16 protein-coding genes are annotated in these 22,352 nt (G+C 63.5%); 7 read left to right on the top strand and 9 right to left on the bottom strand.

What is annotated here, in order from left to right; genetic code table 11:
• Window positions 1-4: 4 nt before the first annotated feature.
• The 3 genes from BPHY_RS29865 to BPHY_RS29855 all read right to left on the bottom strand — a co-directional run bounded on the left by BPHY_RS29865 (window position 5) and on the right by BPHY_RS29855 (window position 2,581).
• Complete coding sequence (locus BPHY_RS29865; protein ID WP_012405197.1) at window positions 5-1,519, bottom strand: ATPase domain-containing protein; 1,515 nt, start codon at window positions 1,517-1,519, stop codon at window positions 5-7.
• 208 nt (window positions 1,520-1,727) lie between these two features.
• Complete coding sequence (locus BPHY_RS29860; RefSeq protein ID WP_157686865.1) at window positions 1,728-1,991, bottom strand: hypothetical protein; 264 nt, start codon at window positions 1,989-1,991, stop codon at window positions 1,728-1,730.
• 155 nt (window positions 1,992-2,146) lie between these two features.
• Window positions 2,147-2,581, bottom strand: a complete 435-nt coding sequence (locus tag BPHY_RS29855) for a hypothetical protein (RefSeq protein WP_012405196.1) — start codon at window positions 2,579-2,581, stop codon at window positions 2,147-2,149.
• Between the two features lie 399 nt (window positions 2,582-2,980).
• On the opposite strand from BPHY_RS29855, the gene BPHY_RS29850 reads away from it, so the two are divergent.
• The 3 genes from BPHY_RS29850 to BPHY_RS29840 all read left to right on the top strand — a co-directional run bounded on the left by BPHY_RS29850 (window position 2,981) and on the right by BPHY_RS29840 (window position 6,458).
• Window positions 2,981-4,111, top strand: coding sequence for an aminomethyltransferase family protein (locus tag BPHY_RS29850; protein ID WP_012405195.1), 1,131 nt, complete (start codon window positions 2,981-2,983; stop codon window positions 4,109-4,111).
• Between the two features lie 228 nt (window positions 4,112-4,339).
• Entirely contained in the window at window positions 4,340-5,929 is a 1,590-nt protein-coding gene (locus BPHY_RS29845) for an APC family permease (protein ID WP_244257716.1), read from the top strand.
• Between the two features lie 40 nt (window positions 5,930-5,969).
• On the top strand, window positions 5,970-6,458 hold the full coding sequence (locus BPHY_RS29840; protein ID WP_012405193.1) for a hypothetical protein: 489 nt from the start codon (window positions 5,970-5,972) through the stop codon (window positions 6,456-6,458).
• A gap of 6 nt (window positions 6,459-6,464) precedes the next feature.
• Here the strand turns inward: BPHY_RS29840 and BPHY_RS29835 are convergent, their stop codons facing one another.
• Window positions 6,465-8,333: a PAS domain-containing protein gene (locus BPHY_RS29835; protein ID WP_012405192.1), complete on the bottom strand. Its 1,869-nt coding sequence runs from the start codon at window positions 8,331-8,333 to the stop codon at window positions 6,465-6,467.
• Between the two features lie 84 nt (window positions 8,334-8,417).
• On the opposite strand from BPHY_RS29835, the gene BPHY_RS29830 reads away from it, so the two are divergent.
• The gene (locus BPHY_RS29830) at window positions 8,418-10,235 is read left to right on the top strand and encodes a histidine kinase (RefSeq protein ID WP_012405191.1); all 1,818 of its coding nucleotides are present in this window, start codon (window positions 8,418-8,420) and stop codon (window positions 10,233-10,235) included.
• Here the strand turns inward: BPHY_RS29830 and BPHY_RS29825 are convergent.
• The 5 genes from BPHY_RS29825 to BPHY_RS29805 all read right to left on the bottom strand — a co-directional run bounded on the left by BPHY_RS29825 (window position 10,232) and on the right by BPHY_RS29805 (window position 16,039).
• Complete coding sequence (locus BPHY_RS29825) at window positions 10,232-11,374, bottom strand: porin (RefSeq protein ID WP_012405190.1); 1,143 nt, start codon at window positions 11,372-11,374, stop codon at window positions 10,232-10,234. The genes BPHY_RS29830 and BPHY_RS29825 overlap by 4 nt on opposite strands.
• Before the next feature lie 141 nt (window positions 11,375-11,515).
• The gene (locus BPHY_RS29820) at window positions 11,516-12,109 is read right to left on the bottom strand and encodes a dimethylamine monooxygenase subunit DmmA family protein (protein WP_041766027.1); all 594 of its coding nucleotides are present in this window, start codon (window positions 12,107-12,109) and stop codon (window positions 11,516-11,518) included.
• 26 nt (window positions 12,110-12,135) lie between these two features.
• Complete coding sequence (locus BPHY_RS29815) at window positions 12,136-13,815, bottom strand: APC family permease (RefSeq protein ID WP_012405188.1); 1,680 nt, start codon at window positions 13,813-13,815, stop codon at window positions 12,136-12,138.
• A gap of 181 nt (window positions 13,816-13,996) precedes the next feature.
• Window positions 13,997-15,067 carry a heme-dependent oxidative N-demethylase family protein gene (locus BPHY_RS29810; RefSeq protein WP_012405187.1) on the bottom strand — a complete coding sequence of 357 codons (1,071 nt, stop codon included), beginning with the start codon at window positions 15,065-15,067 and terminating at the stop codon, window positions 13,997-13,999.
• A 15-nt stretch (window positions 15,068-15,082) separates the two neighbouring features.
• Entirely contained in the window at window positions 15,083-16,039 is a 957-nt protein-coding gene (locus tag BPHY_RS29805) for a PDR/VanB family oxidoreductase (RefSeq protein ID WP_012405186.1), read from the bottom strand.
• 503 nt (window positions 16,040-16,542) lie between these two features.
• On the opposite strand from BPHY_RS29805, the gene BPHY_RS29800 reads away from it, so the two are divergent.
• The 3 genes from BPHY_RS29800 to BPHY_RS29790 all read left to right on the top strand — a co-directional run bounded on the left by BPHY_RS29800 (window position 16,543) and on the right by BPHY_RS29790 (window position 22,337).
• On the top strand, window positions 16,543-17,655 hold the full coding sequence (locus BPHY_RS29800; protein WP_012405185.1) for an aminomethyltransferase family protein: 1,113 nt from the start codon (window positions 16,543-16,545) through the stop codon (window positions 17,653-17,655).
• A gap of 164 nt (window positions 17,656-17,819) precedes the next feature.
• On the top strand, window positions 17,820-20,012 hold the full coding sequence (locus tag BPHY_RS29795; protein WP_012405184.1) for an oxidoreductase: 2,193 nt from the start codon (window positions 17,820-17,822) through the stop codon (window positions 20,010-20,012).
• Between the two features lie 162 nt (window positions 20,013-20,174).
• On the top strand, window positions 20,175-22,337 hold the full coding sequence (locus BPHY_RS29790; RefSeq protein WP_012405183.1) for a heterodisulfide reductase-related iron-sulfur binding cluster: 2,163 nt from the start codon (window positions 20,175-20,177) through the stop codon (window positions 22,335-22,337).
• Window positions 22,338-22,352 lie beyond the last annotated feature (15 nt).

Raw genomic sequence — 22,352 nt, 5'->3', positions numbered from 1 at the left:
GCTCCTAGTCGCCGGTACGCTCCCCGAGCAGGGGTTGCGCGCCACGATATGACGGCAAGCCAGTAAGCACGCCTTCGAAATCTTTCAGCGGCGGTCCAACGCGCAATCCGCCCGAATCGACGCGAAACTCACGGATCGTGCGTTCATGTTCACTCGTACGGCTCTTGAGGACTGACAGCGCCGACAACACTTCCCCAGCGCTCTCGAAGAAACGGAAGAGAAGCAGCGCATCGCTCAGGTAGCTGAGGTCGACTTCGGAAGCCACGTTACCGATGAGTCCATGCTGGCCGAGTACGAGGAGCGTCGTCACGCCCTGCTGATTCAGATAGCTCAGCAGTTCATGCATCTGCAGGAGCAGATATCTGTGCCCGGGCATGGCCTGCATGTACGCGTTCAGGCTGTCGAGCACGACCATTGAGGCGCCGTCCTGCTCGACCGCTTCACGCACGACCGTCGCAAATTGGCCAGGTGACATTTCAGCGGGATCGATCTGCTGGAGTGACAGTTGACCGTTGTCGATGTACCCGTCGAGCGCCATATCCAGTTGCCTTGACCGCGACATGAGTGTGCGGAGCGTCTCGTCAAACAGCAGATATTTGACGGCCTCGCCACGTTGCAGTGCCGTCAGCGCACAGCGCACCGACGTGGTGGTCTTGCCAACGCCGGAAGGGCCGACCAGCAACGTGCTGGTTCCCGGAATCAGCCCGCCGCCGAGCAGCGCGTCCAGTTCTTTCACACCCGTCGACTGCGCGGTGTTGTTGAATTCGCGACGGTGCGAAGCCGCAACGAGGCGCGGATAGACGGTGATGCCGCCCGTATCGAGCCTGAAATCGTGGTGGCCGCCCACAAACTTGATGCCCCGCATCTTGACGACGCGTAGACGCCGCTGTTCGGCGCCATACTCCTGCACCCGCTGATCAAGCTCGATGACGCCATGCGTGATGCTATGAAGCTGCAGGTCACCCAGTTGCGAGGTCTTGTCGTCCAGCAGCCAGACGGTGCACCCCCGAGTGGAGAAAAATTGCTTCAACGCCAGCACCTGCCGCCGGTACTTGAGCGCGTCCTGGGCGAGCAACCTCAATTCCGACAGGCTGTCGAATACGATCCGGCGCGGGTTCAGATCCAGAACCTTGCGGCGCACTTCGTCGACCGTCTCGCCCAGTTCAACCTCGGACGGATGCAAAACAGACTGTCCGGCATCCGCCGCCAGTCCGTCTTCGCTGACCAGCTCGTGAATGGAAAGCCCCTCCAGAGACCAATGATGAGATCGCGCGACGGCCGCGAGCTCAACCGCTGTCTCCGACAGGGTGATGTAGAGTCCGGATTCCCCGCGGCGGATGCCATCAAGCAGAAAATGCAGCCCGAGCGTAGTTTTTCCCGCACCGGGCACGCCTTCGACGAGGTAGATCCGGTTCGGAATCAAGCCGCCATTCAGGACGTCGTCAAGCCCGGCCACCCCGGTCGATATCCGGCCTGGTTCGTCCGTGCTGTTCAAACTTGCAGGTTCGGAGCGCTCCATAGTGATTAACTGTGTGGAAAGTTCCGCCCCTTAATGCAATCCTCATGCCAGATCATCGCCCGCAACGCTATCGGGCGCGCGTTAAGTGGCTCTGGATGGTGAGCATGCAAGGCATCGCGATGTCAGCTCGATGGCGAGGTGCAGATCGCCGCCAGCCGAACATGCCCATTCAGCCGCAGCACGCGCATCGTCGAGCGTCTGCCGCAGATCAGAAGAGGCGACCGTCAGTTGCAGTGAGCACATACGCCCCCCCCGCGTCGAAACGCGACGCGAAATAGCGCGCGATACGCGATGCGATTTCCTGTGTTTCGTTTTCGGCATGAAGCTGCTCGAGTGCATACGCTCGAGTCGATTCGTTTATGCGGTTTGTTGCGACGGGACCGTCAAAGCTGACATTCACTATCGACTTTTCGACGAGTTCACCAATCCCATCGATCGGCAAAGGGGCCGCTCTTTCGATAACAACAAACATGGGAAGGTGCGATAAGGTCAGCGAGCGATCAACGGCGGCGTTTCAAACGCCATCCGGACATCGACGCCTTAGGCAAGGACAAGACATCGACCAAAGTCCCGCGTCGGTGGCAGCCGGCGTCGTCGTCCTGTTCGCCTACGCGCGCTGGGTGGATGCTACCGTCCCGCACCTATTTTCGCTTCTGCGCCGGTTGCGGCTGGCGGACTATCTATCCGGGCTGAGGCGCTGCCTGCTGCTGGCCTCCGAACAAAGAACGGCCGGCGACGCTGGATTGGAGGGGATGCAAGTCGTGAACGCCGTTTGCGCACGCAAAGCAGCATTGCCGTATATGCGTCCGCAAGCATTTGCACGATGCCGCAGCAAAACGCGAGAAAGAGCGCACCGGCAACAACGGCGTAGGACGTGATAGCCGCAATTGCCAAGCCCATGCTCGACTCGCTGTCGAGATGTTCAGACCAGACATCCGGCAGGTGCGCGAGCATCCAGCCAGCGCCCGCGGCAATCGCAGACCAGAGGAAAAATGCCGCCACGTACAACGAGATGCTGCCGAAGACGCAGAGCGCTTGCCACGTGGCCCGAATGACCTTCATGATGCAACTCCAGATTGATAATAGCCCTGTCGTGGAAAAGACAGGCACTATCTGCCGCTTTACTGCACCGCGGCTGGAGCTACGCCTCTCTTCAGAGCAATAGAGAGGCGCTTGAAACGCCACGCCGTCGCCATGCCATCCATACCGACGCGTCCTGACAAGGTACGCGCAAACAGGTTTTATCGGGCGCCCGCCGCATTATCGACGGAAGCATACGCAGTGCCTGATCTGCATGTGCTGCTCGCGCCTGCAATCGCGGCCTGCCCCATTCCCCGTTTCGTCTACCTCATGAGTCGTACCCCGACTAACGGATTGAGCATTTGTCGTCGATAAGAAACGATCTCACCTGCGCACACGACGACACGCGCGAATCCGATCATCGACCTAACGGAGTGTTCTATGGCAAATTCCTGGCGCATCTCGGCGCTCGCAGACCGTCACCGTGCCCTGGGCTCGAGTCTCGAGGACTGGAACGGCATGGGCACGGCGTGGACCTATTCGACGGACCTTGCCGACCATCACGAGGCGATCCGTACGAAAGCCGGACTGATGGACGTATCCGGCCTGAAAAAAGTCCACTACGTGGGCCCGCACGCCGAAAGCCTGCTCGACTGGGCGACGACACGCGACATCGGCAAGCTGTATCCCGGCAAGTCGGCTTACGCCGCGATACTGAACGAGGAAGGCAAGTTCATCGACGACTGCATCGTCTACCGCACGGGACCCAATGCCTTTATGGTCGTGCATGGCGCGGGCACGGGCTACGAGCGTCTCGTGCGTTCCGCGCAGGGCCGCCAGGTCGCCGTACTGTTCGATGACGATCTGCACGACCTGTCGCTGCAGGGACCGCAGGCGGTGGATTTCCTCGCGGAGCATGTTCCCGGCATCCGCGATCTGCCCTACTTCCATCACGTGCAAACCCGCCTTTTCGGGCGGCCCGTGATGATCTCGCGGACCGGCTATACGGGTGAACGCGGCTACGAGATCTTCTGCAAGGCGGCCGACGCGCCGCTGATCTGGGACACGATACTCGCCGAAGGCGCGGCATTCGGCATCGTGCCATGCGCATTCCTCGCGCTGGACTGGTTGCGGGTGGAGAGCTATCTCCTGTTCTACCCGTACGACAACTCGGAGATGTATCCATTCGCGGACGAAAAGGCGGGCGACACGTTGTGGGAACTCGGCCTCGACTTCACGGTGTCGCCCGGCAAGACGGAGTTCTGCGGCGCGCGTGAACATTTCCGGCTTGCCGGGAAAGAGCGCTTCAGGATCTATGGTGTCGACATTGCAGCATCCAAAGCCGCGTCGGCAGGCGACACCCTGTGGCGAGACGGAGAACAGGTCGGGGTCGTCACGTGTGGCATGTATTCGCGGCTCACTAACCGCTCTCTCGCCATTGCACGCATGAATGTTGCACATGCCCGCAACGGCGTCGCGCTGGAAGTGAAAGGCAGTCTCGATGCGCGTGCAACGGCTGCGGCATTGCCGTTCGACGACCCGGAAAAGAAGAAGCGCACCGCAAACGGCTAGCCGTGACGCCATGCATGGGCCATTCCATCCGTGCTGGAATGCACGGGTGTCTTACCTACCCCGAGGTATTGTGAGCGGGAGGTTGCACATTGCACCATGAATTCATGGCAGGTTCTTCCTTAGCGACAGATCATGGCCGCGACACGTCGCCGGGGCACATGATCGAGGAGACACAGATTGAGTGCAACCGAAGAGATTCATCGTCTGGAGGGACTGGCCGACGACGGCATGCGGTCCACCCTCAAACGCTCGCTGACATGGAAGGATGCCTTCTGGGTGGCGAGCGGCTCGCCCGCATTCGTGCTCTTTACATTGGGCGCGATTGCCGCCACGGTCGGCCAGCCCGCATGGATCATCTGGATCGCGTCCATTTCCATTGGCTTTATCCAGTGCTTCACGTATGCCGAAATCTCCGGGCTCTTTCCTCACAAGTCGGGAGGCGCATCGATTTACGGCGCCATTGCGTGGGTCCGGTACTCGAAGTTGCTTGCGCCCGTGTCCGTATGGTGCAACTGGTTCGCGTGGTCGCCCGTGCTGGCGCTCGGCACTGGACTCGGCGCGAGCTACGTTCTCTCCGCGCTCTTTCCCGTCGATGCCGCCATCAACACGTGGTCGTTCACGCTGATGAAACTCGACTTCATCAAGGACGGCCTGAGCCTGCGCATCAACTCGACCTTCATCCTGGGCGCGGCCCTGCTGCTGCTGACGTTCTTCGTTCAGCACCACGGCGCCGAGCGCGCCGCGAAGCTGCAGAAGTACATGGGCATCGTTGCCCTGATTCCGCTGAGCGTCTTCGGTCTCGAGCCGCTGCTCACCGGCACCGTCCACATGAGCAACTGGTTTCCGTTGCTGCCGCTTGCGCACGACGCCAAAGGCAACGTCGTTCCGGGAACATGGAATGCAGCCGGCTGGACGCTGATGATGGGTGGACTCTTCGTCGCGGGATGGTCGACCTTCGGCTTCGAAACCGCCGTGTGCTACACGCGCGAGTTCAAGAATCCGAAAACCGACACCTTCAAGGCGATCTTCTACTCCGGCCTGCTGTGCCTCGCGGTGTACATCCTCGTGCCGCTGTCGTTCCAGGGTGCGATGGGACTCAAGGGGCTGCTCGCGCCCGAGATTTACGACGGCACGGGCGTCGCGGCCGCGATGGCACGAATCATCGGTGGCGGTGCCGCGATCTTCTACCTGATCGTCGTGATGCTCGTCTTCACGTTGCTGCTGTCGGTGATGACGTCGATGATGGGCTCGTCCAGAACGCTGTATCAGGCCTCCGTCGACGGCTGGCTGCCGCGCTATCTGTCGCATGTAAACGAGCACGGCGCGCCCACGCGGGCGATGTGGACCGATCTCTGCTTCAACCTGATCCTGCTGATGATGTCGGATAACGTCGCCGTGCTCGCGATGTCCAACGTCTGCTATTTCGCGTTCGTGTTCCTGAATCTTCAGGCAGGCTGGATTCACCGGCTCGATCGCCCGACCTGGGCGCGTCCGTTCAAATGCCCGAACTGGCTGCTGGCACTCGGCGCACTGTGCGGGTTCATCGACCTGGTGTGCGTCGGCGCGGGCGCGGACATCTGGGGACCGGGCACCTTGCGCAACGGACTCATGGCGATCGCGCTGATCATCCCCGTGTTCATCTATCGCCACTACGTGCAGGACAAAGGCCGCTTCCCCGACGCCATGCTGGACGACCTGGAACTGCGGCCGGACCACGGCACGACCCGGCGCCGCGCCGCCTGGCTTCCGTATGCAACGCTGGTGGCGAGCGTGCTGGTCGTCTGGCTGTCCCATCATTTCGCCGTGTTTCCGGCGTGACGGATACCGCTCAACGCCACCCGCTCAAGGAGACTCGCAAGTGGACAGAACCGCATACATCGCCAGCATCAAGGCGGCCTACGAAGGCGAGCTATACGGTGAAGCGTGGTTCGCCGCCATGGCCCGCGAAGCCAAGGCGCCCGACCGTCAGCGCAAGCTCGCGACGCTGGCGCGGCTCGAAGCGCAGACGGCCATGCGCATGATGCCGCTAATGACCCGTCTCGGCATTGCCGGCATCGACGAAGCGGCGCAGCGCGAGAAAGGCATTCGACTAGCGCAGCGGCACGCGGGGCAATCGTGGCCCGTGTTCATTGCGTGGTTCATCGAGGAGATCGGCCGGTTCGTCACGCTATACGACGAACTGGCGCGCAATACCGCCCCGGAAGACGCGGCGATACTGGCCGAACTCGCCCGCCATGAACGGGCTTTGCTCGAATTCGCGCGCCTCGAAGCGGAAGGCATGCCGGATCGCTCGCTCGAACCCGTGCTCGCGCTGCTCGACATGCGCAGCAGCATGAGCATGCCTTGAAACGGTTCAGGCTTCGCCCGTTGCTTCCCAACCGGATGCCGCCAGCACGTGGTCAAGCACGTTCTTCGGATCGCCCTTGCCATGCCCGATCGACGCACAGCCGATGCGAGTCGGCACGCTGAATTCATGGCCTTCGATACGAACGGGCGCTTCGAGCAGCCCGCGCAACTCGTCCTGAAGCTCGTCGAGCACGGCATCCGGATTCGCCGCCGCGCGTTGCGCAAGCGCTTGCGCGTCGCCGCACCACGCGAGCGCGTCAGTGCTGAAATCGACCACCATCACCACGAACACATGCGGGTCCAGCAGGGCCGCGCAATTGAGCTGCCCTTGCGTCGCTTCGAGCCGCCTGCCCAGGTCGATCATCACGCGATCGGCGTAGTCCTGCCCGAAGCGCGCCGCGACGTGCTCGAGTTCGCCGACGTTGATCGCGAAGATCGCGCACGGCAGCGCCGTTCGCGCCGAGATGGCCGCCGCGAACTCCATCCGGCCGACGAACATCGACGCGCTCGCGAGTCCTGTCGAATGCTCGAACGTCAACCGGCGACGCGCGTTTTCCTCGACCATCTGCCTGCGCGCCACTTCAACGATGAACCCTTCGAGTCCCATCAGTTCGTCGCGCGCCGAATAGACGCCGCAACCCTGATCCCATACCCACTTGGTCTGTCCCGAGCGGTCCACGATCCGATAGGTCAGTTCATACGGCTCGCGGGCGACGACGCGCGCCTGCACTTCGTTCCAGACGAACTCGCGGTCGTCGGGATGAATCAGCGAGCGGAACGCCAGGCGGCTTTCGTCGATCAGTTCGAACGCTTCGTAGCCCGTCAGATCGAAGCACCCTTCACTGACGAATTCCATCGACCAGTCGCGATTGTTCTGCCCGCGATAGATCATCGCCCGCAGGTTGGACAGCAGCGTGCGCAGACTGCGCCGGCTCGCACGCAGTGCCTCTTCGTTGCGGCGGCGATTGGAGATGTCCGTCGCGAGGCCGACGGCGCCGTCCAGCACGCCTTCGTCGTCAGTGACGGCGTGCAGGCGCAATTCGACGTGAGCCGTGGTGTTGTCGGCGCGAATGAGGCGCGCTTCCGTGACCAGTTCGCTCAGGGATCCGTCGAGCAGCGCCTTCACGCGCGCATTCAGCGTCTCGGCGTCTTCGGGATGAAAGAACGAAGAGAACGGCTTGAGCTCCGCGTCGCTGCCGACCGCGCGCATCAGGCTGCGCCATGCCGGATTAGAAAAGATCAGACGTAACTCCCGGTCGACGCGGAACAGCGGCTGGGGTAGCTGCAACACAGCATCCTTGCAGTGCTGCAGCAATTGAAGCTCGCTGCGCTGCGCATCGGCGCTCGTATGCGGCGCGGGGAATTGCAGCAGCGTCATGCGCGAGCCGCGCGCGCGCAACGCCGTGACGGGGTGCAGACGAAAACTGCCGTCGCCATAGGCAATGCGCAGCGAGCCCGAGGTGCGCTCTTCGCCGTCGCGCGACTGCGTGAGCAACGCCGTCAAATCAAGCAACGACTGCGGATGGACGAGATTGCTGAAGGGCATTCCGACGATTTCATCCGCGTAGGACTCCCAACGCGCGTGCTTGAGAAACGCGCTGTTGACGAACACCAGAGCGTCGTTGTCGAGCAGCACGGCGGGCGTGGAAAGATTGGCGGCGAATGCGCCAAGCTCTGGCGACTCGGTCGTGCGCACGACGCGCGGCGCCGTGCGGCGCGCACCGTACGCCATGCTGAGCAGAAACGCCGCAAGGCACCCTGCCAGCCCGATCGAGACATACAATAGATCATTGTTGTCAGGGCTGTATCCGAGTCTGGGAATCACCAATGCAGCCACTGCAGCCAGCAACACCGTGGCGAACAGATAAACCGACATGACGCTCTCGCTTCAAAAAACAGGATCACTGATCGCCAACGCCGCGCGAACTCACCAACGCTGCGCGAACTCACCTGACCGCCCATGAATATCGACAAGTCTGCGCGCATTCACCGCTATCCGCTCTACGCGAAAGTCTGCTTGCTGCTTGCCTGCATCGTCGCCCTGATCACCGTGCTTTACCTGGGCGCGTTCATGCAGACAAGAGGAAGCGAAGGCTTCCGGCAGACGCTGTTCTCGCTCGACGAAGCCATGCGGCTGGACCGCAAGGCCGCGAGCCTGCAAACGGCTTCGCCCGACACCGCGCGTGCATTGAGGGAACTGGCCGACTCGCTTGTCAGCAACGATACGCTACTGACGGACTGGAGGCAACGCGGCGCGCCGACGCCGGAAATCGGCGGCGCGCTGGCGGCCGCGAATGCGTCGGCTGCGCCGGAGCACACGGGCAAACCGGATGCAAAGCTCGCGGCGCTCGGCGCGTTGCGCGCGCACGTGGCGTATCAGCGCGAGGTGCACGCCGCCGTGCTCGGACTGTTGCAAGCCTGCACCGTGTGCCTGCTGATCTTCGGCGTGGTGTCGCTCGCATGGGGCGCACGCCGCACGCTCGTTGCACGGCCGCGTGCGGCATTGCAGGCGCTCGTCGAAACGGGGCTGAGCGTGCCGCAAGGCCGCGACGAAATCGAGCGCCTGCTGAAGCTTCAGGCCGAGCTCGCCGTGCGGCTTCGCACGGAGCAGGACGAGTCCGTGCGGCTCAAGCGCATCGTCGAAGACTATATTACGTTCGCCGACCAGTCACTCGAGCTGCTGCATCACATCTGCGCCCAGCTCGCCGAAGAAGAACCGTCCGGCCGCACGCTCGAAGCGCTGCTGCAACGTCTGGTCGGCGTGCTGCGCGCGCAGCGCATCGCGCTGGTGGTCACGGAATCGACGGCACAGCTGCTCGACATCGATCCCGTCGTCGCACCCAATGGCGATGTGCCCGCCATCGTGCGCTCACGCGTGACGAACGAGCTGATGACGCTGGCAGGCACGCATACCTTCCCGCCGCTCGATAACGGCGAGGTGCCGCCGCCCGTGCTGGCCGCGCCCGTGCGCGTGCCGCTCGCGAGCTACGGTGTGCTGATCGCGGAGGGCGAGCCGGAGACGCGCTTCGAACTGCGCCACCTATATCTGATCGAGACCATCGCGAGCGTGCTCGCGCACGCGATCTCCAATCTCAGCCGCGACGTGCGCGACCGGCGCATGGCGCTGTTCGAAGAACGCAATGCGATCGCGCGTGAACTGCACGACTCGCTCGCGCAATCGCTGTCGTACATGAAGATACAGCTGGCTCGCCTGCAGGCCGTGCTGCCGCCCGAACTGTCGCAGTCCGACATCGCCGAAATCGCACGCGGCATTCGCGAAGGCATCGACAGCGCTTACCGGCAGTTGCGCGAACTGCTCACCACCTTCCGTTCGCCGATGCACGCGCATGGCCTCGCATCCACGCTGGAAGAACTTGCCGAGGAATTTGGCTCGCGCAGCGAAGTGCAGATCTCGATCGACAACCGTGTGCCGCGCATGCGTCTGTCCGTCAACGAGGAAATGCACGTCGCGCAGATCGTGCGCGAGGCGCTGACCAATGTGCTTCGCCATGCGCGCGCCACCACGGCTCAGGTGCAGCTGATGTCGGACGGCCGCACGATGACCGTATCGATCGACGACGACGGCCGCGGCATCAATCGCACAGAAGGCGACGAACACCACTACGGCCTGTCGATCATGCGCGAGCGCGCCCGCAGCCTGGGCGGACGGCTCGAAGTGAAGCCGGCCGAACGGGGCTCCCGCGTGGTGCTGACGTTCGTCCCCACCGCGCTCGCCGCGTACAAGGCGCGCGCGACGAGCGGGGCCGGCATGCGCTAGAACTTGTGCGACATCGCGAGCCGCGCAACGGCCTGGTTTCCAGACGACGACAGTCCGGCGGAGCCGACGATATGCGCGGCATCGAGATCGGTGCCCGTGTTCGCGTTGGTGTGTTGCCAGGCGCCCTGCACATAGACCGAGGTGCGTTTGCTAAGGCTGTAGTTCAGCATCAGCGCGACCTGGTGCCAGTTCGGACTGTCGCTCCCCGCCGTGGATTCGAGCTTTCCGTGCGTGAACGTGTACGCGCCCGTCAGCGAGAGATCCGGCATGAAGTAATACTGCCCGTTGATCTCGATGTTATCGAACTTCCACGACGTCCATGTCTGCGTTCCGATATCTGGCGCGTACCCGTTGCCCGTGGGGGACCTGACGTCGACGTGCGAATACGCTAATGCCACGTTCGCGTTATTCGAGAAGGTCCACTTCACGCCCGCAACGATATTCTGCTGCCGCGTCGCGACGAACACGGAGTCCGAAGTCACGGCGCCGTTGGTTCCCGTCCCCGCGCCGTTCAGATGCAGGTAGGCCAGCGCGACGGATAACGGCCCCGTGCCATACGTCACGCCCGCGCTATACGCGCGGTTCGACGCGAAGTTCGTCGCGTTGCTGAAGCCGTACACGCCTTCCAGCTGGAAGCCGGCGAGTGTCGGCGAAACGTACTTCACCGAGTTGCTGAGCCGGAAGTCGAAATCTGCGTTGTCGTTGTCGAAAGGATGCGCGGCGAGATCGCCGATCGAGTTTCCGGCCGCCGTGAACGGACTCCACATATCGATCGTTGCATCGTATTGCCGGCCGAACGTGAGCGTGCCCGCGGGCGCGGACGATAATCCCACGAACGCTTGCCGCCCGAACAGACGGCCGCCTTCGTTGAGCTGGCCGCTGTTGATGTTGACGCCGCTTTCGAGGGTGAAGATCGCGCTCAGTCCGCCGCCGAGATCTTCCGTTCCTTTCAGGCCAAAACTCGTTTCGGCCGTATCGCCGCTCACCATTGCAAACGCATGGTGTCCGCCCGCGTTGCTGGTGTAGTTCAAGCCGTCATCGAGCACGCCGTAAAGCGTGACGGCGCTTTGCGCGTAGCTGGTTCCACTTGCACACAGACACAGCGCGAAAAGCGCTGCATAGCGAGGTAGTTCATTCATCGAAGCCTCTTTCTCATGACTGGCGGTGGGTTAACGTGAGGTGGCGCGACCTCGCGCAACATGGCGATGCGCGCATACTCATCGCGCCGCCGAAGCAGCGCGATGAGCGTGTCGATCAGACCTGGAAAGAACGACAGCGGACTACAGATAGGGCTGGGTGATGGCAGGCAGTTCGCCCGGTACTTCGGCATCCGCCTGCACGCCCATGAACGAAGCGAGGCGCCGTGAAAAATGATCGCGCACGAGCAGTTGAAGTCCGCATCCGCAGCACGTCACGACGTTCCGTGTCACGGCTTCGTTGAACGCATGACAGTGAATGCAGTAGACGCGGCGCTGCAGCGTGCCGCTGCGCTGCAGCCGGACGGCTTCCGCCGCAAGCGCGTGGTGCTCGGCGATGCGCCGGATCGACCAGATGAACGGCTCGCTGCCGAGCACATAGATGCGCAGGCCGATGGTCGCAACCGCCGGGTCGCGCAGCGCCTCGTCGAATGCCGCATACAACGCGGCGGCATCGGCGAAGACGCGCTCTTTCGCTTCGTGGAACGTGACACCTGACGCGTGTCGCGCGGCATCGTGCACCTCCCACACTTCCATCGGCGAGAGTCCGGCGAGTGCGAGGCTCGCGCGAACGCAATCCTCGGCGCTCGCGCCGTCGGTGATGAACCAGTGGCGTGTGCCTTGCAGATCGGGAGCCAACCGCGCATATTCGGGCCGGCTCTTGTTGGTCGACATCATGGCAGTTTCATCCATTCCGTGCGGGTTCAGTAGATGGCAAGGCTGTGCGTGACCGCGACCACCACGATGCCCGCCGCCACCGTCACATAAGGCAGGATGCCCGCTCGCCGCGCCACGCGTTGCGAGCCGACGAGCTGCATGTCTTCCTTCATCGCATCGGGGAAATGCCCCTTGTCGGTCACGTAGTGGCGGAACAGGAACACAGGCAAGATCAGCGCCGCGAAGCACAGGCCAGAGATCAGCGTGCCGGACCCCCAGATATCCGCACCCATGCCGAGCAGCGCAAGATTGACGAACGAGAACAGTGTGCCGAGCGCGAGCAGCCAGTTCGGGGCGCGGAACGGCCTGCTCCAGTCCGGGCGGTCCAGCCGGTGGATCCACGCGGAATTCAGGTTCAGGAAATTGAAGATGATGTAGCCGACATTCGACATCGCCAGCACGAAGACATAGTCGGACATCAACAGCAAGACCAGGTTGAAGCACAGGTCCGTCCACATCGCGCGGGTGGGCGCGCCGTGTTCGTTGACATGCGACAGGTACTTCGGCAGCCAGCCGTCGACGGAGGCCTGGTACAGCGTACGCGACGAGCCCGCCATCGATGTCATGATAGCCAGCACGAGCGCCAGCACCAGCATCACGATCAGCACGCGTTCGACCAGCAGACCGCCGTGGATCATCGGCGCCATCGCTTTCGCGACACCCATGCCGCTGTAGATATCGGGCGAAAGCATGCCGTCGTACACGGCGGGCGTCACGATGTTGCCCGCGGCGTCCTTGACGGCGGGCGTGACCATGTGGCCGAGACCCAGCACGCCCTGGAACGCCAGCGGCACGATCGTGAACACGAAGATGCACAGCAGCCCGGAATACAGAATGGCCTTGAACGTGTCGACCTTCGGATCGCGGAATTCACGCGTGTAGCAGACGGCCGTTTCGAAGCCATACGTGGACCACGCCGCGATGAACAGCCCGCCCGCCATCAGCGTGATGCCCGCGCGGTCCCATGTGCCGTCGACGATCTGCCCCGCGCTGTCCTTCGTGAACGGCACGAGCGGAAACAGGTTGTGCAACGGCAGATCGCCGCTGAAGAGCGGCACGGTGCCGACGAGAATCAGCGGCACCAGTGCGGCCACGCCAAGTATCGTCTGGATGCGCGCCGCGTTCAGAATGCCGCGGTGCTGGATCGCGAATGTGACCAGCAGCACGACCGCACCGAGTATGAAGGTCGAGTTGATCCGCAGACTCAGGCCCGAACGGATCCAGTCGAGACTCACCAGCGTGACCTGCCAGGTGTTGATCGCTGCATCCGCGGGAAACAGCACGGACAGTATGTAGCCCGCCGCGAGCCCCGAGCCGATCGCGAGCACGGGCGACCATGCAAACCAGTTGCACCACACCGAAAGCGGCGCGAAGAGCTTCGAATAGCGCACCCACGCAATCGCGCCATACACCGACGCGCCACCCGACTTGTGAGGAAAGAGACCGGCTATCTCCGCATACGAGAACGACTGGATGAAGCCGAGGCCGATCGAGACGATCCACACCGCCCACGACAGCTTGCCGACCGTCGCCGCTATTGACCCGATCGAAAAGAGGACGAGCGCGGGCACGCCGCTCGCCACCCAGAATGCACCCGTCCAGCTGATCTTTCGATGCAAGGTACCGTCTGCTGCCTCGGCAGCGTAGTCTTCGGAAACCGCACTCATAACTGTCGTCCTTTTTCCGGTGGAATACCGATTGTGGGAATCGTTCCGCGTGAAAGCACCCCGCCCCCGCGACACGGCGGCGCGAACGCGGGAAGGAAACACTGCAACAGCTTGTGGTTGTTCACGGCGTAAATCGTTTAAGGCGTGCACCCCCGCAGGCGTGCCCCCGGCAAATGCCCTTCTATGCCACTTCCTCCCCGAGCCGCTCGACTTCGGGGTGCGTGCCCTTCGACAGCGCTGCGCCGTCGTCTAGCGGCGCGAGCCAGTCGATGGCCGTCTGCCGGTAGCGCGTAATGCCCTTGTACTCCGCAAGCTCGGGCGGCAGCGTAGACAGCACCCGATGCAGGCGCTTGCCCCACTTCGGCACACGCGCCAGTTCGCCGACGCCGATCAGGTAGCAGCGCACGCAAAAGAGAATCGCGTTACTGCGCGGGAGGCGGAACAGCGTCTGCAATTCCACGCGCAGATGCAGCTTGTCGCCGACGTTCTGCGGCGTCACGCTCGCGCGGTCGCGCCCCCACTCGTGGTAATGCTCCGGCGAAGTATCGAGCCGCGGATTGACCGTCATCGTCCAGTTCAGCCGGCGTACGGGCGCACCCAGTTGCAGCCGCAACAGGAATTTCAGCGCGCGTTCGAAAATGCCTGCCTGGTGCGCGAGGGGAACCGGGCCGTGCCACTCCATGAAGTTCATGCCAAGGTCGAAGTCGAGCGACCAGTCAGCCTGCGTCGTGACCATGCCGCCGTCCATGAACAGGTTGTCGTCGCGATGGTCGATCAGCACGTAGTCGCCCTGCGCCTGGCGCGTGATGTACTCGAACGGTGAACACGGCAGCGTGCTTGCATCGCCGAACGTGAACGTCTGTTCGAGACCGAGCGGACGGTTGATCCACGTCCATTGATCGCCGTTGCGCGTCAGCGAGAAATGCTCGGGGTAATCTTCGGCCAGGCTCTCCATGATCAGTTCGAGCGTGTCCCATTGCGCCGGGTCCATATGGTCCAGCACCTGGCAGCGCAGCGGATCGCGTTCGAGCGTCAGCGCGCGGTCGCGGCACTCGGCCACGTAATGCTCGTCGATGTCGAAGGTCGACAGGAACACGGGCGAGTTGCCTTCCTTCACATGCGGCTCGATATTGATCGAATACATGTACGCGTCTTCGGGAAACGGAAATGGAAAACGCAGGATCGCCTCGTCGCTGTTGCGAAACGTATAGGTGTCACGGAAAGTTTCGTCCGTCTTGAAGTCGATAGCCATGAGAGCCCCCTTACGTTAGATGTTCAGCACGAGGCGTTCGCCCCGCGCGCGCGACACACAGGGCAGCATCTGACATCCCGTGGCCCGCTCGGCCTCGCCGAGGCAGAAGTCCCGATGATCCGGCTCGCCTTCGAGTACATCGAGTGCGCAGGTGCCGCATGCGCCGCCGCGGCACATGTACGGCGCGTCGACACCTTCGCGCTCCAGCGCCTCGAGCAGGCTTTCGTCGCTTCGCACCCTGACTTCGCGCCCGCTTTGCGCAAGCACGGCGGTAAAGGGCGCGCCGTGCGAGCCGCCGCCGAAACTCTCCTGATGGAAATGACTCGCGGGCCAGCCCAGCGCGCGCGCCGTGCTCGCCACGCCGCTCATCAGGCCTTCTGGTCCGCATGTATAGAGATGCGTGCCGGCCGGTTGCCGCGCGAGCATCGCGCCGAAGCGCTCGCTCGCGTCGCACAGGTCGGTGTACACGGCGATGCCGCCCGTCGTGCGCTGTGCGATCAGTTCGCTGAACGACGCCTCGTCTTCGGGACGGCAGCACAGATGCATCTCGACGCGCGCACCTGCCTGCGCCAGCTCGGGCAGCATCGACAGGAACGGCGTGAGGCCGATTCCGCCCGCGATCATCACGTGCTTCGCGCCGCGCCGGGCGATCGGGAAGAAGTTCGACGGCATCGAGATGTCCAGCTCGCTGCCTTCGCGCACCTCGCTGTGCATGAAGGCCGAACCGCCGCGCGACTGGGGCACGCGCCGCACCATGATCTGATATGCGTCGCGCGCGCCGGCGGGCGTCGTGAGCGAATAGGCGTTGCGCCACACGCGTTCCTTGCCGCGCATCGTCACGACGACATGGCTGCCCGCCGAATACGCCGGCAGTCGTCCCCCACTGGCGCATTCGAGCGTAAAGCGCCGCACATCCTGCGTCACCCCTTCGACGCGTGCGACTCGCACGGGAATCGTTCTCGAAGCATTCATGCCGTCGACACCTCCATAAGTCTCAGCTGTGGGCGTGAGTGACAGACACTGCCTGTCCTTCGCGTCGTTGCATTCATGGAAGTAGCATCGGCCTGCAAAAAACGCTTATCAATGATTCAGTGGGGGTAGTCCCTGCGCAGTAATGGTTGTCGCGCGCAGCGCTGCCCGTCACGCCATCCCGCTCAGCGCGAGCGCCTGGCCAACGTCGGCACGAGCCGCACCCGCATTGGCGCTCCCGCCTCTTTTACCAATCGCTTTCGGCAAACGTACAGTCTCGCTTCACCGCCGGACGCGCTGGTTTTCTTCTTGCGCCGGCGCAGCCGGAGTACCCGCGTCTACCCACCGGGAGGTAGTGCCACCGGGCGATTGTGGGGCGAAATTGAACGGCAGAGACTTGCGCTCATCGACGCTGGCCCATCCAGCCCGTCCGATATCGCCGCCTTCGCAACAGCAAACGCGTGCAGTCATTGCCCAGCAGCGGGTCCTACTTTCGGGAAAACATCATGACAAGGCAATCCATTCTCAACGCCCGTCATCGCGAGCTCGGTTCGAAGCTCGATGGCGACTCCTGGAACGACATGCCGATTCCCTGGTACTACTCGGGCGATCCGTATGACGACGTGGTGGCCGTGCGCACGGCAGCAGGCCTCTACGACATCAGCGCGCTCAATATCGTGCGCGTGTCGGGTCCCGATGCGGCAGCCGTGATCGACAGCATCTGTGCGGTCGACGTGAGCCGCATGAAGCCGGGCACCGCGCGGCTCGCGGCCGAAGTCGACGAGCGCGGCGGGGTCTGCGACGACCTGATGGTGATCTACGACGCTCCACAGCATTTCAGGCTCTCGCATGGTGGCGGCACCACGCAGTCGCTTCTCGAACGCGCAGCGCACAAGCGCAACGTGGAATGGCGCCAGGACTTCGACGTCCATATGCTGTCGCTGCAAGGTCCGCGTTCAACCGACATCCTGCAGCCGCACATCGGCATCGAACTGAACAAGCTGCCCTACTTCGCGCACGTCGAGACCCAGCTCTTCGGCCGCAACATTATCGTGTCGCGCGGCGGGTATTCGGGCGAACAGGGCTTCGAAGTGTCGTGCGCAGCCGCCGACGCCGTCGCGCTGTGGGACGGCATTCTCGATGCGGGCAAGCCGCACGGCGCCGTGCCCGCATCGTGGATGTCGCTGGAAATCGCGCGCATCGAAGCCGCGCTGCTCTTCTATCCGTTCGACATGCCCGAAGGCGACACTACGCCGTGGGAGCTGAACCTCGACTGGATGGTCGACCTCGACAAGGCAGGCGACTACGTGGGCAAAGAGGCCCTGCTCGCGGCGCGCGGCAAGGAACGCGTGAAGCAGGCGGGCGTGGTCGTCAGGCACGACGCGGCCGTGAGCGCCGGTTCGCCGATCTACATCGGCGACGAGCAGGTCGGCGTCGTGACGAGCGCGATCTTCAGCCGCTATCTGATGCAGTCGCTCGCAATGGTGCACCTGAAGCCGAATCACACGGCGCTCGGCACCAAGGTCGAGATTCGCGACGCGGCCGGCCAGTTCAGCGGCGTCGTCAGCAAGACACCGTTCTACGACCCGATGCGCCTGCGCACCCGCGTCGCCGCCTGACCCGCAGTCCCCGCGATACGGCGGCACATGCAGCGTCACAGCGCGCGTGCCGCCGCCACAAGAACGACAGAGGCCGCGCCAGGTACAAGAACTGTCGAGGGTTCGACGGGCCCGGCCGTCGCCCGCCTTTGTCCCGGTAGTCCATGTTAAAGGAGACATATTCCATGCCCCGCGATCCCCGTCATGACGTGCTGTTCCAACCGATCCAGATTGGCCCCAAGACCCTGCGCAACCGCTTCTATCAGGTTCCGCACTGCATCGGCGCAGGCAGCAACCTGCCGGGCTTTCAGGCCGCCCACCGCTCGATGAAAGCCGAAGGCGGCTGGGGCGCAATGAATACCGAGTACTGCTCGATCCACCCCGAGTCGGACGACACGCATCGTCTCTCAGCGCGCATCTGGGACGAAGGTGACGTGCGCAATCTGCGCGCGATGACGGAGGAGGTTCACAAATACGGCGCGCTGGCAGGCATCGAAATGTGGTACGGCGGCGCGCACGCACCGTGCATGGAAAGCCGCGCGACGCCTCGCGGCCCGAGCCAGTACGCGTCCGAGTTCGAGACCTTGACGTATTGCAAGGAGATGGATCTCGACGACATTCGCGACGTGCAGCAGTTCTACGTCGATGCCGCGCTGCGGGCCCGCGACGCCGGCTTCGATATCGTCTATGTGTACGGCGCGCACTCGTATCTGCCGCTCCAGTTCCTTTCGCCGTACTACAACAAGCGCACCGACGGCTACGGCGGCTCGCTCGAGAACCGCGCGCGTTTCTGGCTCGAAACGCTGGAAAAAGTGCGCCGCGCCGTGGGCAGCGACTGCGCGATCGCAACGCGCTTCGCCGTCGATTCGCTGTACGGCAGCGGCGGCATCGAAGTCGAGAAGGACGGCATGAAGTTCGTCGAGATGGCCGATTCGCTCGTCGACCTGTGGGACGTCGATGTCGGCGACATCGCCGAATGGGGTGAAGACGCGGGCCCGTCGCGCTTCTATCTGCAAGGGCATCAGGTGCCGTGGACGCGCTTCATCAAGGAAGTGTCCAGGAAGCCCGTGCTCGGCGTCGGCCGTTTCACCGACCCGGAGAAGATGACGGAGATCGTCACCAAGGGCATTGCCGACATCATCGGCGCGGCGCGTCCGTCGATTGCCGATCCGTTCCTGCCGAAGAAGATCGACGAAGGCCGCGTCGACGATATCCGCGTGTGCATCGGCTGCAACGTGTGCATCTCGCGCTGGGAGATCGGCGGCCCGCCGATGATCTGCACGCAGAACGCGACGGCCGGTGAAGAATACCGCCGCGGCTGGCACCCGGAAAAGTTCGCCGAATGCGGCTCGAACGATTCGGTGCTGGTGGTCGGCGCGGGCCCGTCGGGCTCGGAGTGCGCGCGCGTGCTGATGCAACGCGGCTACACGGTGCACCTCGTCGATCAGGCGGAGAAGATCGGCGGCCATCTGAACAGCGTGGTCACGCTGCCGGGCCTCGGCGAATGGGGCTATCACCGCGACTATCGCGAGACGCAGATCACGAAGCTGCTGAAGAAGAACCGTCATAGCCAGCTTGCGCTCGGTCAGAAGCCGCTCACGGCCGACGACGTGCTCGACTACGGCGCGGAGAAAGTCGTGATCGCCACGGGCTCGCATTGGGTCGGCGACGGCACCAACTGCCTGACGCACGATCCGATTCCGGGCGCAGACGCGTCGCAGCCCGACCAACTGACGCCCGAACAGGTGCTGTCGGGCAAGAAGGCGATCGGCAAGCGCGTCGTGATCCTGAATGCCGACACGTACTTTATGGCGCCGAGCCTCGCCGAAAAACTCGCGGCGGCCGGTCACGAAGTGACGATCGTGAGCGGCGTGCATCTCGCGAACTACATGCACTTCACGCTCGAGTATCCGAACATGATGCGCCGCCTGCACGAACTGGGCGTGCATGAACTCGGCGATCACTTCGCCAGCCGCATCGAGCCGGGCCGCATCCAGATCTACAACATCTGGGGCGACGGTTCGCGCCGCACGTACAAGGGTGCTGGCCAGTTGCCGCGCGACGAGAACAAGACCCACCGCTGGCTCGAGTTCGATTCGCTCGTGCTCGTGACGGCCCGCCGCTCGAACGACGGCCTGTACCGCGAACTGAAGCAGCGTGAAAGCGAGTGGGACGGCAAGGGCATCAAGGCCGTGTACCTGATCGGCGATGCCGAAGCACCGCGCCTGATCGCCGATGCAACCTTCACGGGCCACCGCCTCGCACGCGAGATCGAAGAGAAGAACGCCCAGTTTCCGCTGCCGTACAAGCGCGAAGTGGCCGTGTGGGGCACGCCGCACAAACCCGGCGGCACCTTCGAGATCGTCTACAAGAAGTAGCGCACCGTAAGCAACGGAAGCCGGCAACACCGCCGGCTTCCTGCGCCCTTCACCGCAGTCAGGACGCCACGCGCATCGCGCCGTCCGGCTCGCCGTCACCCGGCAAGCCGTGCAGCCGATGCCGCGGCGGGGCCCCCTTTTACTCATTCAACGGACGAACCCATGTCGAGCGCAGCGAACTTCGACCCCGTCAACGTCACCCGGATCCTTTTCGAGGGTTTCCCCACGTTCGCGATCGTACTGTTCTATCTGGCAGGCGTCGGCGCGATGGCCGCGTTCGCGTGGGGCGTCTATGTGCAGGTGCGCAAGTACCGGCGCGGCAAGCCCGTAGGCGGTCCGATCGATCTGCGCGAGCGCGTCGGCGCCATGGTGCGCGTCGTGTTGAGCCATCGCACGATCGCGCGCCGCGACCCGGCAGCAGGCCGCGCACATCGCTTCATTTTCTATGGCTTCGCGGGGCTGTTCCTCGGCACGGCGACCGTCACCGTCGACTATGACATCACCGCGCGCTTTCTCGGCTTCCATTTCTGGAACGGCAACTTCTATCTCTTTTTCAAGCTGGCGATGAATCTCGCCGGCCTGTCCCTCGTCGGCGGGTTGATCTACATGATGGTGCGGCGCGGCTGGATCAAACCGCCGAAGCTCGATTACACGCGCCCCGACCGCAAGCCAGGCGATCCCGACTACGACCGCAGCGGATATCGGCGCGAAGACTGGGCCTTCCTGTGGTCGCTCGTGCTGATCGGCATCACCGGCTTCGTGCTGAGCGGCTTGCGCCTCGTGTGGCTGCAGGATCGCGCCGTGGTGTGGGACACGCGCTGGTGGTCGCCCGTCGCGGCGCTACTCGCCGAGATCATGCGCGGCGCGGGGCTCAGCGCGCCGGCCGCGTATGTGCTGCGCACGGGCCTGTGGTGGGTTCACGGCGCGCTCGCGCTGACGTTCATCGCGTTGATTCCGTACACCAAGGTCAAGCACATCTTCACGGCGAGCGGCTCGCTGCTGATGCGCGATCCGCTCGCCGCGCAGCGCCTGCCGAAAGTCGAGGCCGACGCGCCGCGCGCCGGGTACAAGACGATCACCGACTTCACGTGGAAACACCTGCTCAATCTCGACGCCTGCACCAAGTGCGGCCGCTGCCATGAGGCGTGCCCCGCGCGCGCCGTCGGTGCGCCGCTGTCGCCGCGCGACGTGATCCTGTCGCTGCGTGAATTCGCCAACGAAGCGCTGGAGAAAAACACGCTGCCCGACGAAGTCAAGCTCGACGTGCATGGCAAGGACATCGGCCAGGTCTTCATGGAAACCGTCTGGTCGTGCAGGACCTGCATGGCATGCGTGGAGATCTGCCCGGTTGCCGTCGAGCACGTGCCCATCATCGTGCAACTGCGCCGCAATCTCGTCGAAGACGGCAACATGGAACCGCAGGTGCAGAAGACGTTGCAGGCCATCCACAAGAACGGCAACTCGTTTAACGAATCGAAGCGCAAGCGCGCCGCGTGGACCAAATCGCTGCCCTTCCCGGTCAAGGACGCGCGCAAGGAGCCCGTCGATCTACTGTGGTTCGTCGGCGACTACGCGTCGTTCGATCCGCGTAACCAGCGCGTCACGCAGGCCTTCGCCACGCTGCTGCACGATACGGAGGTGGACTTCGGTCTGCTCTTCGAAGGCGAAGCGAATGCGGGCAACGATGTGCGGCGCGTCGGCGAGGAAGGCCTCTACGAAGTGCTCGCGACGCAGAACATCGCGACGCTCGGCACGTCGCAATTCCGCCGCATCGTCACCACGGACCCGCACTCGTACAACACCATCCGCAACGAGTACCCGGACTTCGGCGGCCACTTCGAGATCGAGCACTACACGAGCCTCGTCGCGCGCATGCTCGCCGAAGGCCGGCTGCGTCCGAAGCGCAAGCTCGGCTATCGCGTGACCTTCCACGATCCGTGTCACCTCGGCCGCTTCAACAAGGGATACGACGCGCCGCGCCAGATCATCGAAGCGCTTGGCTGCGAACTCGTCGAAATGAAACGTTCGCGCGACAACTCGTTCTGCTGCGGCGCAGGCGGCGGCCGCATCTGGATGAACGACCCCGTCGGCCAGGAAAAGCCATCGCAAAACCGCATGAAGGAAGCGGCCAGCATCGAAGGTCTGGAAGTGTTCGTCGTATGTTGCCCGAAAGACCTGACGATGTTCGAAGACGCGCTGAAAACGAGCGGCTACGAAGGACGCTTCGTCGTGCGCGAGCTGATCGAGCTGATTGCCGAGAGCCTCGTGGATGTCAATGACGACGCCCCGCCCGCGGACGATATCCGCGTCACGGCCGACGCCTGAGCCACACACCTGCAG

The sequence above is a fragment of the Paraburkholderia phymatum STM815 genome (assembly GCF_000020045.1).
Lineage (GTDB): Bacteria > Pseudomonadota > Gammaproteobacteria > Burkholderiales > Burkholderiaceae > Paraburkholderia > Paraburkholderia phymatum.
This window is presented reverse-complemented; position numbering and strand designations above follow the sequence as displayed.

Coding starts and splice junctions, on each gene's coding strand:
- BPHY_RS29865 (WP_012405197.1), bottom strand. CDS start 1,519: ATGGAGCGCTCCGAACCTGCAAGTTTGAACAGCACGGACGAACCAGGC.
- BPHY_RS29860 (WP_157686865.1), bottom strand. CDS start 1,991: ATGTTTGTTGTTATCGAAAGAGCGGCCCCTTTGCCGATCGATGGGATT.
- BPHY_RS29855 (WP_012405196.1), bottom strand. CDS start 2,581: ATGAAGGTCATTCGGGCCACGTGGCAAGCGCTCTGCGTCTTCGGCAGC.
- BPHY_RS29850 (WP_012405195.1), top strand. CDS start 2,981: ATGGCAAATTCCTGGCGCATCTCGGCGCTCGCAGACCGTCACCGTGCC.
- BPHY_RS29845 (WP_244257716.1), top strand. CDS start 4,340: ATGCGGTCCACCCTCAAACGCTCGCTGACATGGAAGGATGCCTTCTGG.
- BPHY_RS29835 (WP_012405192.1), bottom strand. CDS start 8,333: ATGTCGGTTTATCTGTTCGCCACGGTGTTGCTGGCTGCAGTGGCTGCA.
- BPHY_RS29830 (WP_012405191.1), top strand. CDS start 8,418: ATGAATATCGACAAGTCTGCGCGCATTCACCGCTATCCGCTCTACGCG.
- BPHY_RS29825 (WP_012405190.1), bottom strand. CDS start 11,374: ATGAATGAACTACCTCGCTATGCAGCGCTTTTCGCGCTGTGTCTGTGT.
- BPHY_RS29820 (WP_041766027.1), bottom strand. CDS start 12,109: ATGATGTCGACCAACAAGAGCCGGCCCGAATATGCGCGGTTGGCTCCC.
- BPHY_RS29815 (WP_012405188.1), bottom strand. CDS start 13,815: ATGAGTGCGGTTTCCGAAGACTACGCTGCCGAGGCAGCAGACGGTACC.
- BPHY_RS29810 (WP_012405187.1), bottom strand. CDS start 15,067: ATGGCTATCGACTTCAAGACGGACGAAACTTTCCGTGACACCTATACG.
- BPHY_RS29805 (WP_012405186.1), bottom strand. CDS start 16,039: ATGAATGCTTCGAGAACGATTCCCGTGCGAGTCGCACGCGTCGAAGGG.
- BPHY_RS29800 (WP_012405185.1), top strand. CDS start 16,543: ATGACAAGGCAATCCATTCTCAACGCCCGTCATCGCGAGCTCGGTTCG.
- BPHY_RS29795 (WP_012405184.1), top strand. CDS start 17,820: ATGCCCCGCGATCCCCGTCATGACGTGCTGTTCCAACCGATCCAGATT.
- BPHY_RS29790 (WP_012405183.1), top strand. CDS start 20,175: ATGTCGAGCGCAGCGAACTTCGACCCCGTCAACGTCACCCGGATCCTT.